Below are 15598 nucleotides of genomic sequence, written 5' to 3'. Positions count from 1 at the left end.
GCACGGCATCCGGCGCGGTCAGGCCGGCGTCGGCCAGACCGTCATCCGGCGCGGCCAGGCCGTCATCCGGCGCGGTGAGGCCGCCGTCCCGCTCCTGCTCGGACTCCGCGCGGGCCATCCAACCTCCAAGCGCTGTCCGATTCCTGGCCGCCGGCCCTCACCGTACCGGACGGGCCGGTCAGCGCGGCGGGTGCGGGGCGGACGGCGGCCGCAGGTGGGTCTCCTCGTACGCGAAGTGGGCTTCCAGGCCGTCGGTGAGCCGGTCGAGTTCGGCGCGCAGCTCGGCGACCTCGACGCCGGGGGCCGCCAGCCGCTCCTCGAAGCGGGTGAGCGCTTCGGCGACGGTGCGGTGTTCGACGCGCAGCCGGGCGAGGGCCGGGATCAGCTGGGGGTACTGCTGCTCGAAGGCGGTGAAGGCGCCCTCCTCGCGGGTGTGGTGCATGCCGAGGCCGTAGCAGAACTTCAGGCAGTGCTCGCGCAGTTGGGCGGCGAGGTCGGGTCCGGGCACGGGGCCGGCGCCGTCCAGGCGGGTGCGCAGCTCGGCGAGCTGGCGGCGCAGGTCCTCGTGGTGGAGCCGGAGTTGCTCGATCACCCGGCCGGCGAGTGCGGGGTCGGCGGAGAGGTCGAGCGGGTGCAGCGCGAGGACCGGGATGGTGCGGTCGGTGCGCTCCTCGAAGGTGGCGAACGACGGTACGCGGCGGGCCTGTTCGGCGTACTGGTGGTCGCGTTCGGCGGGGCCGAGTTCGACGGGGCGGACCGAGAGGGTGGTCACCCCGCCCTCGCCGTCGGGGAGTTCGACGATGCCGCCGCCCGCGGCGATCAGGTTGCGGTACCACTGGGGGTGCGCGGCGTCGCCCCCGTTGGAGCCGAACACCAGGTAGCGGCCGCCGTCCTGGTGGTAGACGAGCGGTGTGGTGCGGGGCTGGCCGGTGCGTCGTCCGGCGGTGGTGAGGAGCAGGATCGCGGGGAAGTCCTCGACGTGTCCGCCCTGCGCCCGGAATTTCCTGATGACCCGCTGGTTGAAGCTCTCGTCCATGGCTGTCCCCCACTCCCGGATTATGTTTGCAAGCAAAGATAACCTAGGCAGACCGCCGCCACCCGGTCAACACCCCACACCGGCCCCGCACTTGAGGTCACGTCAGAAGTCGTAGACCGTCACGGCCGTCCCGCGCGCGGTGAGCCGCGCGGTCACCAGCGGCTCGACGCGCTCCCAGCGCCCGCCCGCCAGCCCGCACCCGATCCGCGGCATGTGGACGGAGGCGCCGAGGCGGCGGGCATGGGCGCCGAGCGTGTCGAGGGCGGTGTCGATGGCCTCGTAGCGGACGGGGACGCCGGTGGAGCGGCCGGTCCTGATGCCGCGCTGGCCGACCATGTTCGCCACCCACAGGTACGACTCGACCTGCACCAACTGCACCGCACCGAGCCCGAAGTCGTTCCCCGCTCGCTCCCGGTGCCACCGCCGGTACGCGGCCTCCGGTTCGGGCCACCGCCGCGACAGCGCGAGCACGAATCCCTTGCCCCACCCACCGAGGTCGTTGCAGACGTGCGCGATGATCCGCACGCCCTTGCCCTGCGGCGCGGTGGCGTCGCCGCGCAGATAACTGATCGTCTGTTCCATCCGGGCAGCATCCCAGCCCGCACCGACACCGCCCGCAGGTCAGTGCGCGTGCGCGGGGCCCGCCTCCGTCAGTGCGCGTGCTCGACGCCCGTGTAGCTGCGCGGCACGGTGCTCTCGGTGCCGGGGGCGACGGTGACGAACTGGCCCATTATTCCGGCGTCCTCGTGGCGCAGGACGTGGCAGTGGTACATGTACGGCTCGACGGGGTCGCTGAACGGGCCGAACTGGACGGCCAGGCGGACGGTGGTGTGGGCGGGGGTGAAGACGGTGTCCTTGTGGCCGCCGGTGGGGGTGCCTTGGGCGTTCAGGACCTGGAAGGCGACTTCGTGGATGTGGAAGTTGTGGGAGGTGCCGGTGCTGTTCTCGACCTCCCAGATCTCGACGGCTCCGGAGGGGACGACCTCGTCGATCCGTTGCATGTCCATGGGGCGGCCGTTGATGCTGTCGCGTCCGCTGAGGGTGAAGTGACGGACTCTCGTGCCGGCGGGCGGGACGATGGGGGCGGGCGCGGGGAGGGTGGCGGGGAGGTCGGGTGCGGGGCGCAGTTGCTCGGCGGCGACGAAGCGGATCAGGTCGAGGTCGCCCATGGCGATGTCGAGGCCGGTGTCGAGGGTGCGCAGCACGACGTTGTCGCCGGGGCTGAACCGGACCACGATCTCGGCGCGTTCGCCGGGGGTGAGGGCGAGCGTGCCGGTCTCGAGGGGTGCGGGCAGCAGGCCGCCGTCGGTGGCGATCTGGTGGAACCGGCGGCGGTCGGCGAACGCCAGTTGGTACATGCGGGCGTTGGAGGCGTTGAGCAGCCGCAGCCGGACGCGGGCGGTGGTGACGTCGAAGCGCGGGTTGTAGGTGCCGTTGACCAGGATGCGGTCGCCCAGGATGCCGAACGGGCCTTTGAGCGGGTCGCCGTCGATGCCGCCGTGGTCGTCGAGGTTCTTGTCCTGGAGGATCAGCGGGATGTCGTCGGTGCCGTAGGCGGTGGGCAGTTCGGCGTCGTGGTCGTCGTCGATCAGGAACATTCCGGCCAGGCCGCGGTAGACGTGCTTGGCGGTGGCTCCGTGCGGGTGGGGGTGGTACCAGGTGGTGGCGGCGGGCTGGTCGATGGTCCAGGTGGGGGTCCAGCGGTGGCCGGCGGCGATCAGTTGGTGCGGTCCGCCATCCATCCGGGCGGGCAGCCGCATGCCGTGCCAGTGGACGGTGCTGGCTTCGGGGAGAGCGTTGCGGACGGTCATCGCGATCCGGTCGCCGCGGCCGGCCCGCAGGGTGGGGCCGAGGTAGGCGCCGTTGAAGCCCCAGGTGGTGGTGGGTTTGCCGGGCAGCAGTTCGAACTGCCCGGCAGCCATGATCAGTTCGAAGCGGCGGACGCCGTCGAGATCCGCCGGGGGGTGCAGCAGCGGCGGGATCCGCAGCGGGGTGGACAGGTCGAGCGGCGGGGGCGCGAGGTGGTGCTCGGCGTCCGGTCCGCAGCCGGCGGCCAGGCCGGCCGTGCCGGTGGCGCCGGAGAGTGCGGCGAGGGCGAGGAAGGTGCGTCGGTTCAACGGGTCAGCGCCGGGATGACGTGCTCGCCGTAGGCGTCGATGGTGGCTTCGCGGGCGTCGTGCATCGCGTAGATCGCGAACTGGTCGGCGCCCGCCTCGCGCAGGACGCGCAGTTTCTCGATGTGCGCCTCGACTGGGCCGAGCAGGCAGAACCGGTCGACGATGCCGTCGGGGACGAAGTCGGTGGAGGGGTTTCCGGCGCGGCCGTGGTGGCTGTAGTCGTAGCCGTGCCGGTCCTTGATGTAGGCGGTGAGTTCCTCGGGGACGAGGTCGGAGTGTTCGCCGTAGCGGGCGACCAGGTCGGCGACGTGGTTGCCGACCATGCCGCCGAACCAGCGGCACTGTTCGCGGGCGTGGTCGAGGTCGTCGCCGACGTAGGCGGGCGCGGCAACGCAGACGGTGATCGAGGCGGGGTCGCGGCCGGCCTGTTCGGCGGCGTGGCGGACGGCTTTGACCATCCATTCGGTGAGGTAGGGGTCGGCGAGTTGGAGGATGAAGCCGTCCGCCTTCTGTCCGGTCAGGGCGAGCGCTTTGGGTCCGTAGGCGGCCATCCACACGGGCAGGCGGCCGTCCTTGATCCAGGGGATCCGGATCGGGGTGCCGTCGACGACCGCCTCGCGGCCCTCGGCGAGGTCGCGGATGGCGTCGATGGCCTGGCCGAGCCGGGCCAGCGTGTTGGGGCGGCGGCCGGCCACCCGCATCGCGGAGTCGCCGCGGCCGATGCCGCAGACGGTGCGGTTGCCGTACATGTCGTTGAGGGTGGCGAAGGTGGAGGCGGTGACCTCCCAGCTGCGGGTGCCGGGGTTGGTGACCATCGGGCCGACGTGCAGCCGTTCGGTGTGTTCGAGGATCCGGCTGTGGATCACGAACGGCTCCTGCCACAGCACGGCGGAGTCGAACGTCCAGCCGTAGCGGAAGCCGCGCTGTTCGGCGCGGCGCATCAGTTCGACGACCTTGGAGGCCGGCGGGTCGGTCTGCAGGACGAGTCCGAAATCCACTGCGGGAGTCTCCGCTCTCAGAGGTACTGGCAGGTGGAACGGGGCAGGAAGGCGCCGTGTCCGGGGCGGCCGAGGTAGTGGCCGCGGTCGAGGACGACCTCGCCGCGGGACAGCACGGTCTCCACCCGGCCGGTGACGGTGCGGCCCTCGTACGCCGAGTAGTCGACGTTCATGTGGTGGGTGGCGGCGGACAGGGTGTGAGTGGCATGCGGGTCGTAGATCACCACGTCGGCGTCGGCGCCGGGGGCGATGGTGCCCTTGCGCGGGTACAGGCCGAACATCCGGGCGGGCGCGGCGCAGGCGATGTCGATCCACCGGCGGCGCGTCAGGTGGCCGTCCACCACGGCCTGGTGCAGCAGGTCCATCCGGTTCTCCACGCCGGGCAGGCCGTTGGGGATCTTCGAGAAGTCGCCGCGGCCGAGTTCCTTCTGCCCCTTGAAGCAGAACGGGCAGTGGTCGGTGGAGACCACCTGGAGGTCGTCGGTGCGCAGCCCGCGCCAGAGCGCCGCCTGGTGGTCCTTGGGCCGCAGCGGCGTGGAGCACACGTACTTGGCGCCCTCGAAGTCCGGTTCGGCGAGGTTGTCGGTGGACAGGAACAGGTACTGCGGGCAGGTCTCGCCGAACACCGGCAGGCCGAGGTCGCGGGCGGCGGCGAGTTCGGCGAGCGCCTCGCGGGCGGAGACGTGCACCACGTACAGCGGCGAGCCGGCGACGCGGGCGAGTTGGATGGCGCGGTGGGTGGCCTCGGCCTCCAGCAGCGCCTTGCGGACCTCGCCGTGGTAGCGGGGGTCCCTCTCGCCGCGGGCGAGCGCCTGCTCGACCAGCACGTCGATGGCGGGGCCGTTCTCGGCGTGCATCATGATCAGCGCGCCGGTCTCGGACGCCTGCTGCATGGCGCGCAGGATCTGGCCGTCGTCGGAGTAGAAGACGCCCGGGTAGGCCATGAACAGCTTGAACGAGGTGACGCCCTCGCCGATCAGTCCGGGCATCTCGCGCAGCGTCGACTCGTTGACGTCCGACATGATCATGTGCAGGCCGTAGTCGATGGCGCAGCGCCCGTCGGCCTTGGCGTGCCAGGCGTCGAGTCCGGCGCGCAGCGAGGCGCCCTTGGACTGCACGGCGAAGTCGACGATGGTGGTGGTGCCGCCCCAGGCGGCTGCCCGGGTGCCGGTCTCGAAGGTGTCGGAGGCGTTCGTCCCGCCGAACGGCAGCTCCATGTGCGTGTGGACGTCCACGCCGCCCGGGATCACGTACTTGCCGCCGGCGTCGAACACCCGGTCCGCGGCCCACTGGTGGCGGCCGGGCAGGCCCAGTGCGACGACGGTGCCGTTCTCGATCAGCACGTCGGCGGGCATCTCCTCGGCGGCCGTGACGACCAGTCCGCCGGTGATCAGGGTCCGGGTCACGGCGCTCACGCCCCGGTCAGCGGGCCGTAGGCGTCCGGCCGGCGGTCCCGGTAGAACGCCCACTGTTGGCGCACCTGGTCGATCTGGTCGAGGTCGAGGTCCCGGACGACGAGTTCCTCGCGCTTGTCGGAGGCGACCTCGCCGACGAACTGGCCGCGCGGGTCGACGAAGTAGCTGCTGCCGTAGAAGTCGTTGTCGCCGTACTCCTCGACGCCGACCCGGTTGATCGCCGCCACGAAGTACTCGTTCGCGACGGCGGCGGCGGGCTGTTCCAGCTGCCACAGGTAGGCGGACAGGCCGCGGCTGGTCGCCGACGGGTTGTAGACGATCTCCGCGCCCGCGAGCCCGAGTGCCCGCCAGCCCTCCGGGAAGTGCCGGTCGTAACAGATGTTCACGCCGACCTTTCCGACCGCCGTGTCGAACACCGGCCAGCCGAGATTTCCGGGCTTGAAGTAGTACTTCTCCCAGAATCCGTGCACCTGCGGAATGTGGTGCTTGCGGTACTTGCCGAGATAGCTGCCGTCGGCGTCGATCACGGCGGCGGTGTTGTAGTAGAACCCGGCCTGCTCGATCTCGTAGACGGGGACCACCATCACCATCCCCAGCTCCCGCGCGAGCGCGCACATCCGCTGCACGGTCGGCCCGTCCGGGACGGCCTCGGCCCACCCGTAGTGCTCGGGTTCCTGCACCTGGCAGAAGTACGGCGCGTTGAACACCTCCTGGAACCCGATGATCCCCGCCCCCTGCGCGGCGGCCTCCCGGGCGGCGGCCTCGTGCGCCGCGATCATCGATTCCTTGTCGCCCGTCCACGCGGTCTGGAACAGGGCAGCCCTGACGACACGACTCATAGTCGTACTCCTCGCTCGAAGGCCCGGCGGAAGAGGCACCGTAGATCGTCGAGACTAGGAGGTGCACGGGAAATGCCGGTGTGCCACGCGGAAGACGACGGAAAGTCAACATAGGGACGATTTACGGATAGTCCGTTTTGCGGTGCCGAAATCATCCCGCCGTCCACCGCCAACTCGCCGCCCCGGCACCGCTTCACCCGTCCCACGCGCTCTCCCCCAGCCGCGAATGCCACCAGCCCAGACCCGCCCCCAACCGCTCCCCCGCGAACGGATCAGGGAGCGTCCGACGGCGGAACTCCGCATCCAACGGGCGTACCAGTCGGCCGAGTTCAGCGCGGGAGCGACCCGGCAGGAAGAGCAGGACCTCGCCCAGCACGTCCCGCGAGTGCCGGACGTCGTCGCCGACCCCGCCGGACACCACCTCGCGTTCGACGTGGACCCGGCCACCTTCGACGGCGTCCTCGCCCGCCTGCGCGCCGCCGGCACCCCGTACGGCAGCGACCCGTCGGCGCCCGGCAACGGCCGCATCGACCACCCGCTGTGCGCCCGGGGCCTCTACTTCACGGACGCCGCGGGCAACCTGTTCGAGGTGATGTCCCCCGCGTGAACCCGTCTCAGGCACCCAGGGCAGCCACGGCCCGGGCGGTGGCGGTGCCGATGGCGCGGTTGATCGCGGCGTCGTCCGAGCCGGGCAGCGAGCGGGTGAAGACGGCGGCGGCGTACTGGCGGCCGTCGGGGAAGGAGACCACGCCGATCTCGTTGCGGGGAATGCCCAGCAGGCTGCCGCTCTTCGCCGCGACCCGCACCGGCGGCCGGAACCCACCGGCGATCCGGTGCCGGGTCAACTGCTGCCCCATCACCTCCCGCACCCGCGCGCACGCGGCGGCCGGGCCCGCCCGGTCCGTCCAGATCAGGCGCAGCAGGGCCGCCATGTCGCGCGGGGTGGTCCGGGTCCCCCGCGACGGGTCCATCGCACGGACGCCCGGCAGCTCCGCGTCGGCCCGGGCCACTTCCTCCGCCGGGGCGCCGGCCGCCCAGGTCTGGAGGTCCGCCCAGTCGGCGCGGCCGAGATCCTCGCCGATGGTGTCGAGCATGGTCCGCAGGTCGGCCGTGACGAACGTGCCCGTCAGCCCGAGGCGCGCCGCCGTCGCGTTCACCGCGTCGACGCCGACGCGGCGCAGCAGCGCGTCGGTTGCCGGGTTGTCGCTGATGGTGAGCATCAGGACAACCATGTCCCGCAAGGAGAGCACCGCGTCGTCCGCGAACAGCGAGCTCCCGACCGGCCCCGGTGTCCGCTCGGCGGCAGTCAGCGTCACCCGCTCACGCGGGTCCAACCGGCCGTCGGCGAACGCGGTCTCCGCCTCCAGCGCGATCTGCACCTTGAACACCGAGGCCGGGACCACCGGTTGATCCGCGTTCAGCGCGATCTCGCCGTCGCCCACCACCGGCCGGACGCACAACGCGCCCTCGCAGCCTGCCTGTTCGAATATCTCGCGGATGTCGTGTGTCATGCCCCCGATACTGCCAGTGCCGCGGCGCGCAGCGAACGCGTGGCGACCCCCGGCTCCTCACACCATCGGATTTCCGCCGCCGGCCCGGACGGTGTGGACGGCGAGCACCGGGTTGAGGGGCTCGACGAGTTCCGCCGTCGCGACGGCCACCAGGTGCGCCGGGGCGTCGCCGTCCCGCAGGGCGCGCACGTACTGGAGGGCCTCGGTGGGCGTCAGGACCGGGAGTCTCCGGCGCAGCGCCCGCACGGCAGGCAAATTCCCTTGCCCGGTGTCGAGTTCGCGGATCTCGTCGTGCAGATCGTCCACCGCGGTGCGCACCGGGAGCCCGCGGATCCGGGCGCGGTAGTCGGCCTCCCAGTCGCCGGTCATGGCGGAGACGGCGCCGACCGAGTGCAGTCCTCCGTCGAGCCGGTCGACGAGGTACAGACCGCAACCGACCGGCATGTGCGCCAGGTCCCCGGTGCGGGCGAACTCCTCGGAGGTGTACCCGACGATCCAGACCAGCTCGTGCTCGGCCGCGCCCGTCACCACCATCCGCTGCCGCCACGCGACCGGTTGGCGCCGGTACTCGCTCTCCAGCTGCTCCTCGACGACCCGTATCGCGGTCTCTGGTTCGATCATGCCCCCAGCATCCCGCCCGGCCCGGCCGTCAGGCCACGGCGGGCAGCAGGCGGTTCAGGGCGTGACGGGTGCGGGTGGCGGCGAGCGGGTCGCGGAGGAGCTGGAGGGACTGGTTGAGCGCCAGGTAGATCCCCGTCAGCTCGTGGACGATCTGCTCGGGGTCGGTGTCGGCGGGCAGCTCCCCGGCCTCGATCGCCAGCCGGACCTCGCCAGCCAGGCGCCGGCGCCACACCAGCAGCAGCCGGGCGACGTTCTTGCGGACGGGCCCGTCATGCGCGTCGAACTCGACGGCGGCGGTGGTGAACAGGCACCCGCCGGGGAAGACCTCGCGGGCATGCTCCAGGTACGAGATCCAGCTCTCGCACACAGCGCGCAGCCGCCGCAGCCCGGGTTCGGCGTCCACGGCCGGCTCCCAGACCAGCGTGGTGAAGAGCGCGGAGGCCCGTTCCAGGGTGGCGAGCTGGAGGGTCTCCTTGGTGCCGAAGTGCCCCAGCACGCCGGCCTTGCTGAGCCCGAGATCGGTGGCCAGCCGCCCGATGGTGAGCCCTTCGAGGCCGTCCACCGACGCCAGCGCCACACTCCGGTCGACAATCCGGTCCCGGGTCCGACGCGCCTCGGCCACGGTACTGCGCGGGCTCATCGTTCCCCTCTCGGTCGCGCGGTGCGGTCCCGAAATCCTACGTGGTGCCGGCCTGGTGCGGTGAACCCGGCTGCCGGGTGGAGCGGCAGGTCAGGGGGCGGGCGGTGGCGAGTGACCCGGGTGGCTGCTTCTGAGTGAACGGCCACCGCGTCCGTACGCGCCCGGGACGGGGCGGGGGGAGGATTCGGGCGTCGTGCGCCGGTCCGACGGCGCGGCCGAACGTACGGAGAGGCACCCATGTCCATCGAAGAGAACAAAAGTCTGGTCCGCCGGTTCTACCGGGAGATCGATGCGGGCAACCTGGAGGCCATGGACGAGCTGGTCTCCGCGGACTACGTGGACCACTCACCGCCGCCGTTCCCCGGGCTCGCGCCCGGACGCGAGGGCCTGAAGCAGGCGTTCCGCCTGTTCTGGGAGGCCACCCCCGGGGTGCACGAGATCGAGGACCAGATCGCGGAGGGCGACAAGGTCGTGACCCGGCTGACGGGCCGCGGCACCTGCGTGGGCGACCTGCCGGGCATCCCGGCGACCGGGCGGCCGATCACCATGACGGCGACGGTGGTTCACCGCATCGAGAACGGGAAGCTCACCGAGAAGTGGTCGGACAAGGACATCCTCGGCTTCCTCCAGCAGCTCGACGTGATCCCGCCACTCGACGGGCCACCTGAGTAGGCCGGGCGGGCACTCAGTCCCGATCGGCGTCGAACAGCGGGTCGAACGGATCGCCGTCCGGACCGACGACGAGGCTCGCCGCGGCCACCGGCCCCCGGGAGAGTTCGGCGAGCCGGGCGAGGGCCGTCGCCTCGGAGGGCAGCGCGGCCGGGTCGAGGCCGAGGGCCCGGGCAGCGCGGTCCCGGCGGGCGCCGAGGTCGGGGATGTCCGCCCGGTAGTCGTCGGCAGCGCCCCCGAGCCCGTCGAGCGAACCTCCGCGCACCTCTCCCCACCACGGCACGGCGAGGCACAGGCGCACCAGTTCGGGCAGCCCGACGGCGAGCAACCCGGCCTGGCCGTCGAGGCTCACGTACACCACCGGACGCTCCTCGCCGCCCTCACCGACGAAGCAGTACGCGTCCCCGCTGGCCGCCCGCGCGAACTGCTCCAGCCGGGCCCCGGACGCGAGCCGTACCCCGTCCTCCAGCTCGTGGTCGTCAGGGCTCGTCGCGTCGAGGTCCGCGACGGCGGCGAAGAACGCGACGGCGTCCTCGTCGCCTGCCAGCAGCGGCAGCAGCAACTCCGACGAGAGCGGTGCGCGCAGCTCGGCGTGGAGGCGCGTCGAGGTGTCGACGGGCAGGCCCAGGCCGGCGTGGCGGAGCTCGTTCGAGAAGCCTGCGATCAGGTCGAGGTCGCGCAGCTGCCGCCGCAGTTCGGCGGACATCGCCTCGTCCGGGTCGGCATCGAAGAGTTCGACCGTCTCGGACAGCTGCTCCAGGTGCTGTTCGACGGCCTCCAGCGCCCGGCCGCTGTTCCAGCTCGCGTACTTCCGGCAGCCGAACAGGTAGGCGTGCGCGGCGTACAGCGCGGCCGCCGCGGCAGACTCGTCGGCGTCGTCCGGGCCGTGCTGGCCCTCGTTGTGGCAGTACTCGCTGAGCATGTACTCGGCGACGCCGCGGTTGACCGCCGCGAAAGCCGTCGAGTCGCCGAGCACGCCCTCCCACACGGCGTCCAGTAGCGGCCGCAGGCTCAGCGTGAACGGCGCCCGCTCACCCTCGGGCAGAGCCTCGTGCCGACGCATCAGCCGCTCCGCGACGCCCGCCGCGAAGACCTGCCGCTCCTCGGACGACACCGACCTCAGCCGCTCCGCCACCACCGCGTCGAGTTCCTGCCATGTGTCCATTCGAGCCGCCCACGAGTCCGCCACACCGACGCACCCCGCGCCGACCGCGACGATCATGCCCTCCCCCACCGACAACTCGCGGCTACGGAGGCGTCGAGCACGTGCCGAAGGATCGCCACGACGCCGAAGCAGAGCCGGAGCGCACCGGACGGCGCCTCGCCGAGGGCGGAGCAGAAACCCGGGGAGGCCAGCGGCCACGCCCGGTGGTGCGGCGTTCCGCCCCGCCGGAGCAGGGTCCGGCTTCCTCCGCCGTCCGGGACCGTTTCCGGGCCTGTGGTCGGCTACTGGATGTCGCCGTTGAGGTAGCCGATCAGGAGCCCCCAGCAGCATCAGGACGACAGGTGAGGCGCCGCGCAGCGCGTCCGCCCCGCCACGTCCCACCGGCCGTCCGGATCTCGCGGTGGATCCCTGGGCAGCGAAGGGGGCTGTGACCACCAGCGGGGACCACCATCAGCGCCGGCGGGACGCCACGTAGCGGGCCTCCCGCCGGTCGGCTGTCCGGCGGATCCGTGACGCGCGGCGTTTAGCTTCCGATCGGTCGGTTGCTATATTCCAGGCCGTTGCCTCCGGCGCGCGGCCGGTGGCCGTTGTTGCGGAAGGGAACTGCCATGCCCGGAGTCCGTATCGCCGGTCTCGGCCACCACCAGCCCAGCAGGGTGCTGACCAATGACGAGTTGGCGGCCATGGTGGACACCAATGACGAGTGGATCCGGCGCCGGACGGGTATCGCCACCCGCCGGATCGCGGGGCCGGACGAGTCGGTGACGGACCTCGCCGCGACCGCCGCCGCGAAGGCGCTGGCGGCGTCGGGGCTGGAGCCGGCGGAGATCGGGCAGATCACGGTGGCGACGTGCAGCGCGATGGACCGCTGCCCGTCGATCGCGGCGCAGGTCGCGGCCCGGCTGGGCATCCCGTCCGCCGTCGCGTTCGACGTGAACAACGGCTGCGCGGGCTTCTGCACCTCGCTCTCGCTGGCCGACCACTCGCTGCGCGCGGGCGCCGCCCGCCACGCGCTGGTGATCGGCGCGGAGAAGATGTCGGACGTCACCGACTGGACGGACCGCCGCAGTTGCATCCTGCTCGGCGACGGCGCGGGCGCGGCGGTGCTGTCGGCGACCGACGGCCCGGGGACCGGTGTCGGGCCGGTGGTGTGGGGGTCGGATCCGTCGCGGGCGAGCGCGGTGCGGCTGCTGGACGCCTGGCAGCCGCGGTTCGAGCAGGACGGGCAGGCGGTGTTCCGCTGGGCGACCACCGAGCTGCCCGCGCTGGCCGAGCAGGCGTGCCGGGCAGCCGGGTTGAGCCCGGCGGAGCTGGACGGGGTGGTGACGCACCAGGCGAACCTGCGGATCATCGAGTCGCTGGTGCAGAAGCTGGGCCTGTCCGAGAACGCGGTGATCGCCCGGGACGTGGTGGACTCCGGCAACACCTCGGCGGCGTCCGTCCCACTGGCGCTGGCGAAGCTGGTGGAGCGCGGCGAACTGCGCTCCGGCGCCCGGGTGTTGCTGTTCGCGTTCGGCGGCGGGCTGTCCTGGGCCGGTCAGGTCGTCACCTGCCCCTGACTCGTTGACCGGAGTCGGTGCAGGTGATGGTCAGGCGGATCGAAGCCGGCGGCGGCGGGGAGTCCTGGTAGGGGGCGATCCACGCGCCGACGCCGGTGGCTCCGACGGCCGTGGTGTGCACGCGTTGGTCGGGCCCGAGCGGGGTGCCGTCGCCGTTCGTCACGTGCACGTCCGAGGGGTTGACGCCCTCGGGGCAGATCGCGACGACTCCGCTCGGGGCGCCGGTCGCGGCCACCGTCTCGGTGAACGCCGCGGCCGGTCCTGCCGCCATCGCCAGGGCCGCAACAGCCAAGGCGGCACCGGCCAGGCCGGCAACTCGCTTGCGCATGGGGGTCCTTTCGTCGGGTCGCCCCCGACGGTTCCGGGGGCGGGCCGCCCGATCATCCCGTAACGCACGGCGACAAGCCAGGCACGGACCGGAATCGCCGGGGCGCGTCGGCGGCAGCACGGGCGGACCGTGCGGGCCCGAGCTTTGCTCATGGTCATGTCGGACGGGCAAGATAGCGGAGTGACCCTCCTGGACCTGATGCCGAAACCCGCCACGCCCGACTCGCTGTTCGAGACCTTCGCCGAGTGGGCGTCGGAGCGCGGCATCACCCTCTACCCCGCCCAGGAGGAGGCGCTGATCGAGCTGGTCTCCGGGAACAACGTGATCCTGGCGACGCCGACCGGCTCCGGAAAGTCCCTGGTCGCGGCGGGCGCGCACTTCGCCGCGCTGGCCGAGGGGAAGCGGACGTTCTACACCGCGCCGATCAAGGCGCTGGTGTCGGAGAAGTTCTTCGACCTGTGCAAGATCTTCGGTACCGAGCAGGTCGGCATGATGACCGGCGACGCCTCGGTCAACCCCACCGCGCCGATCATCTGCTGCACCGCCGAGGTGCTGGCGCAGATCGCGCTGCACGACGGCCCGCGCGCCGACATCGGCCAGGTCGTGATGGACGAGTTCCACTTCTACGCCGAGCCGGACCGCGGCTGGGCCTGGCAGATCCCGCTGCTCGAACTCCCGCAGGCGCAGTTCCTGCTGATGTCGGCGACGCTCGGCGACGTCCGCCGCTTCGAGGAGGACCTGACCCGCCGCACCGGCCGCCCGACGGTCGCGGTGCGTTCGGCGGAGCGCCCGGTGCCGCTGTTCTACGAGTACCGGCGGACGTCTCTCCACGACACGCTGGAGGAGCTGCTGAACACCGGTCAGGCGCCGGTGTACGTCGTCCACTTCACGCAGAAGGAGGCGGTGGAGCGGGCGCAGTCGCTGATGAGCATCAACATGTGCTCGAAGCAGGAGAAGGACGCGATCGCCGAGCTGATCGGAAACTTCCGTTTCACCACCAAGTTCGGTCGGAACCTGTCGCGTTATGTCCGGCACGGGATCGGTGTGCATCACGCCGGCATGCTGCCGAAGTACCGGCGCCTGGTGGAGCGGCTCGCGCAGGCCGGTCTGCTGAAGGTGATCTGCGGCACCGACACGCTCGGCGTCGGCGTCAACGTGCCGATCCGCACGGTGCTGTTCACCGCGCTGTCCAAGTACGACGGGCAGCGGGTGCGGATCCTGCGGGCCCGCGAGTTCCACCAGATCGCCGGACGCGCGGGCCGGGCCGGCTTCGACACCGTCGGCCAGGTGGTCGCGCAGGCGCCCGAGCACGTGGTGGAGAACGACCGGGCGCTGGCGAAGGCCGGCGACGACCCGAAGAAGCGCAAGAAGGTCGTTCGCAAGAAGGCCCCGGACGGGTTCGTCTCGTGGACCGAGGAGACCTTCGAGCGCCTGATCGGCGCCGACCCGGAGCCGCTGGTCTCCCGGTTCAAGGTCAGCCACGCGATGCTGCTGTCCGTCATCGGCCGCCCGGGCAACGCGTTCGAGGCGATGCGCAAGCTGCTCACCGACAACCACGAGGACCGCCCGGCGCAGCGCCGCCACATCCGCACCGCGATCGCCATCTACCGTTCGCTGCTGCAGGGCGGCGTGGTGGAGCAGCTCGACCAGCCGGACTCCGAGGGCCGCAGGGTGCGCCTGACCCTGGACCTGCAGGAGAACTTCGCGCTGAACCAGCCGCTGTCCACCTTCGCGCTGGCCGCGTTCGAACTGCTCGACCCGGAGTCGCCGTCCTACGCGCTCGACGTGGTCTCGGTCGTCGAAGCCACCCTGGACGACCCGCGGCAGATCCTCGCCTCGCAGCAGAACAAGGCGCGTGGGGAGGCCGTGGCGGAGATGAAGCGCGACGGCATCGAGTACGAGGAGCGGATGAACCGGCTCGAGGAGATCACGTACCCGAAGCCGCTGGAGGAGCAGCTCGGCCACGCCTACGACGTGTACCGCCGGGCGCACCCGTGGATCGGCGACCACCCGTTGCAGCCGAAGTCCGTGGTCCGCGACCTGTACGAGCGCGCCATGACGTTCACCGACTACGTGGGCTTCTACGAGCTGGCGCGCACCGAGGGCATCGTGCTGCGCTACCTGGCGGGCGCGTTCAAGGCGCTGGAGCAGACCGTCCCGGACGACATCAAGACGGACGACCTGAAGGACGTCATCGCCTGGCTGGGCGAGCTGGTCCGCCAGGTCGACTCCTCGCTGCTGGACGAGTGGGAGGCGCTGGCCAACCCGACCGAGCCGGAGGCGGGCGAGGTCCGCCTCGACGACAAGCCGGCGCCGGTCACCGCGAACTCCCGCGCCTTCCGGGTGCTGGTCCGCAACGAGCTGTTCCGCCGGGTCGAGCTGTGCGCGCTGGAGCACTACGACTCCCTCGCCGAACTCGACGGCGAGGACGGCTGGGACGCCGACCGCTGGGCGGACGCGATGGACGGGTACTGGGAGGAGTACGACGACCTCTTCACCGGCCCGAACGCGCGCGGCCCGAAGATGCTGCTGATCGAGGAGGTCGAGGACGAGGGCCTGTGGCGGGTCCGCCAGATCTTCGACGACCCCAACGGCGACCACGACTGGGGCATCTCCGCCGAGGTCGACCTGTACGGCTCCGACGAGGAAGGCCGCGCAGTCGTCAAGATCACGGCGGTGGGCGCGCACTGACGCCCCGGC

General features: G+C 71.8%; 15 protein-coding genes. 4 read left to right on the top strand and 11 right to left on the bottom strand.

From position 1 onward, the window contains the following. Positions 1–178 precede the first annotated feature (178 nt). The 6 genes from ACGFWJ_RS20350 to ACGFWJ_RS20325 form a co-directional block, all read right to left on the bottom strand. Positions 179–1036, bottom strand: coding sequence for a nitroreductase/quinone reductase family protein (locus ACGFWJ_RS20350; RefSeq protein WP_387641082.1), 858 nt, complete (start codon positions 1034–1036; stop codon positions 179–181). 102 nt (positions 1037–1138) lie between these two features. Then, positions 1139–1618 (bottom strand): macro domain-containing protein, encoded by a 480-nt coding sequence (locus ACGFWJ_RS20345; protein WP_387866412.1) that lies wholly within the window; start codon positions 1616–1618, stop codon positions 1139–1141. A 68-nt stretch (positions 1619–1686) separates the two neighbouring features. Next, positions 1687–3153 (bottom strand): multicopper oxidase family protein, encoded by a 1467-nt coding sequence (locus tag ACGFWJ_RS20340; RefSeq protein ID WP_392951380.1) that lies wholly within the window; start codon positions 3151–3153, stop codon positions 1687–1689. Continuing rightward, complete coding sequence (locus ACGFWJ_RS20335; RefSeq protein WP_392951377.1) at positions 3150–4151, bottom strand: TIGR03842 family LLM class F420-dependent oxidoreductase; 1002 nt, start codon at positions 4149–4151, stop codon at positions 3150–3152. Before ACGFWJ_RS20335 ends, ACGFWJ_RS20340 begins: the two co-directional genes overlap by 4 nt. A 17-nt stretch (positions 4152–4168) precedes the next feature. Then, complete coding sequence (gene hydA, locus ACGFWJ_RS20330; protein ID WP_387866420.1) at positions 4169–5557, bottom strand: dihydropyrimidinase; 1389 nt, start codon at positions 5555–5557, stop codon at positions 4169–4171. A 5-nt stretch (positions 5558–5562) separates the two neighbouring features. Continuing rightward, the gene (locus ACGFWJ_RS20325; protein WP_392951373.1) at positions 5563–6405 is read right to left on the bottom strand and encodes a nitrilase-related carbon-nitrogen hydrolase; all 843 of its coding nucleotides are present in this window, start codon (positions 6403–6405) and stop codon (positions 5563–5565) included. Positions 6406–6631: 226 nt separating this feature from the next. On the opposite strand from ACGFWJ_RS20325, the gene ACGFWJ_RS20320 reads away from it, so the two are divergent. Then, positions 6632–7012, top strand: coding sequence for a hypothetical protein (locus ACGFWJ_RS20320; protein ID WP_392951370.1), 381 nt, complete (start codon positions 6632–6634; stop codon positions 7010–7012). 7 nt (positions 7013–7019) lie between these two features. Here the strand turns inward: ACGFWJ_RS20320 and ACGFWJ_RS20315 are convergent, their stop codons facing one another. Genes ACGFWJ_RS20315 through ACGFWJ_RS20305 form a run of 3 tightly spaced genes read right to left on the bottom strand, consistent with a single transcriptional unit; the run spans position 7020 to position 9177 of the window. Then, positions 7020–7916 (bottom strand): serine hydrolase, encoded by an 897-nt coding sequence (locus ACGFWJ_RS20315; protein WP_392951367.1) that lies wholly within the window; start codon positions 7914–7916, stop codon positions 7020–7022. A gap of 57 nt (positions 7917–7973) precedes the next feature. Continuing rightward, positions 7974–8537, bottom strand: coding sequence for a YrhB domain-containing protein (locus tag ACGFWJ_RS20310; RefSeq protein ID WP_392951364.1), 564 nt, complete (start codon positions 8535–8537; stop codon positions 7974–7976). Between the two features lie 28 nt (positions 8538–8565). Continuing rightward, positions 8566–9177 (bottom strand): TetR/AcrR family transcriptional regulator, encoded by a 612-nt coding sequence (locus tag ACGFWJ_RS20305; protein WP_392951362.1) that lies wholly within the window; start codon positions 9175–9177, stop codon positions 8566–8568. Positions 9178–9414: 237 nt separating this feature from the next. Between ACGFWJ_RS20305 and ACGFWJ_RS20300 the strand changes: the two genes are divergently transcribed. Then, on the top strand, positions 9415–9849 hold the full coding sequence (locus tag ACGFWJ_RS20300; RefSeq protein ID WP_392951360.1) for an ester cyclase: 435 nt from the start codon (positions 9415–9417) through the stop codon (positions 9847–9849). A gap of 13 nt (positions 9850–9862) precedes the next feature. Here the strand turns inward: ACGFWJ_RS20300 and ACGFWJ_RS20295 are convergent, their stop codons facing one another. Further along, on the bottom strand, positions 9863–11011 hold the full coding sequence (locus ACGFWJ_RS20295) for a hypothetical protein (protein ID WP_392951357.1): 1149 nt from the start codon (positions 11009–11011) through the stop codon (positions 9863–9865). Positions 11012–11619: 608 nt separating this feature from the next. Here ACGFWJ_RS20295 and ACGFWJ_RS20290 point away from each other — a divergent pair. Next, complete coding sequence (locus ACGFWJ_RS20290; protein WP_387641041.1) at positions 11620–12570, top strand: beta-ketoacyl-ACP synthase III; 951 nt, start codon at positions 11620–11622, stop codon at positions 12568–12570. On the opposite strand, the gene ACGFWJ_RS20285 is transcribed toward ACGFWJ_RS20290, so the two are convergent. Next, complete coding sequence (locus ACGFWJ_RS20285; protein ID WP_392951354.1) at positions 12557–12898, bottom strand: hypothetical protein; 342 nt, start codon at positions 12896–12898, stop codon at positions 12557–12559. The two genes, ACGFWJ_RS20290 and ACGFWJ_RS20285, sit on opposite strands and share 14 nt — an antisense overlap. Before the next feature lie 156 nt (positions 12899–13054). On the opposite strand from ACGFWJ_RS20285, the gene ACGFWJ_RS20280 reads away from it, so the two are divergent. Next, positions 13055–15589 carry a DEAD/DEAH box helicase gene (locus tag ACGFWJ_RS20280; protein ID WP_387641036.1) on the top strand — a complete coding sequence of 845 codons (2535 nt, stop codon included), beginning with the start codon at positions 13055–13057 and terminating at the stop codon, positions 15587–15589. Positions 15590–15598: the final 9 nt, after the last annotated feature.

The organism is Kitasatospora sp. NPDC048407 (assembly GCF_043200475.1).
Classification (GTDB): Bacteria; Actinomycetota; Actinomycetes; order Streptomycetales; family Streptomycetaceae; genus Kitasatospora.
Note: the sequence above shows the minus strand (reverse complement) of the source record. Positions and strands in the feature narration are given on the sequence as shown.

Bases quoted from the DNA above. Each gene is read 5' to 3' on its own strand.
- ACGFWJ_RS20350 (WP_387641082.1), bottom strand. From the start codon at position 1,036: ATGGACGAGAGCTTCAACCAGCGGGTCATCAGGAAATTCCGGGCGCAG.
- ACGFWJ_RS20345 (WP_387866412.1), bottom strand. From the start codon at position 1,618: ATGGAACAGACGATCAGTTATCTGCGCGGCGACGCCACCGCGCCGCAG.
- ACGFWJ_RS20325 (WP_392951373.1), bottom strand. From the start codon at position 6,405: ATGAGTCGTGTCGTCAGGGCTGCCCTGTTCCAGACCGCGTGGACGGGC.
- ACGFWJ_RS20320 (WP_392951370.1), top strand. From the start codon at position 6,632: ATGCCACCAGCCCAGACCCGCCCCCAACCGCTCCCCCGCGAACGGATC.
- ACGFWJ_RS20315 (WP_392951367.1), bottom strand. From the start codon at position 7,916: ATGACACACGACATCCGCGAGATATTCGAACAGGCAGGCTGCGAGGGC.
- ACGFWJ_RS20310 (WP_392951364.1), bottom strand. From the start codon at position 8,537: ATGATCGAACCAGAGACCGCGATACGGGTCGTCGAGGAGCAGCTGGAG.
- ACGFWJ_RS20305 (WP_392951362.1), bottom strand. From the start codon at position 9,177: ATGAGCCCGCGCAGTACCGTGGCCGAGGCGCGTCGGACCCGGGACCGG.
- ACGFWJ_RS20300 (WP_392951360.1), top strand. From the start codon at position 9,415: ATGTCCATCGAAGAGAACAAAAGTCTGGTCCGCCGGTTCTACCGGGAG.
- ACGFWJ_RS20295 (WP_392951357.1), bottom strand. From the start codon at position 11,011: ATGGACACATGGCAGGAACTCGACGCGGTGGTGGCGGAGCGGCTGAGG.
- ACGFWJ_RS20290 (WP_387641041.1), top strand. From the start codon at position 11,620: ATGCCCGGAGTCCGTATCGCCGGTCTCGGCCACCACCAGCCCAGCAGG.
- ACGFWJ_RS20285 (WP_392951354.1), bottom strand. From the start codon at position 12,898: ATGCGCAAGCGAGTTGCCGGCCTGGCCGGTGCCGCCTTGGCTGTTGCG.
- ACGFWJ_RS20280 (WP_387641036.1), top strand. From the start codon at position 13,055: ATGTCGGACGGGCAAGATAGCGGAGTGACCCTCCTGGACCTGATGCCG.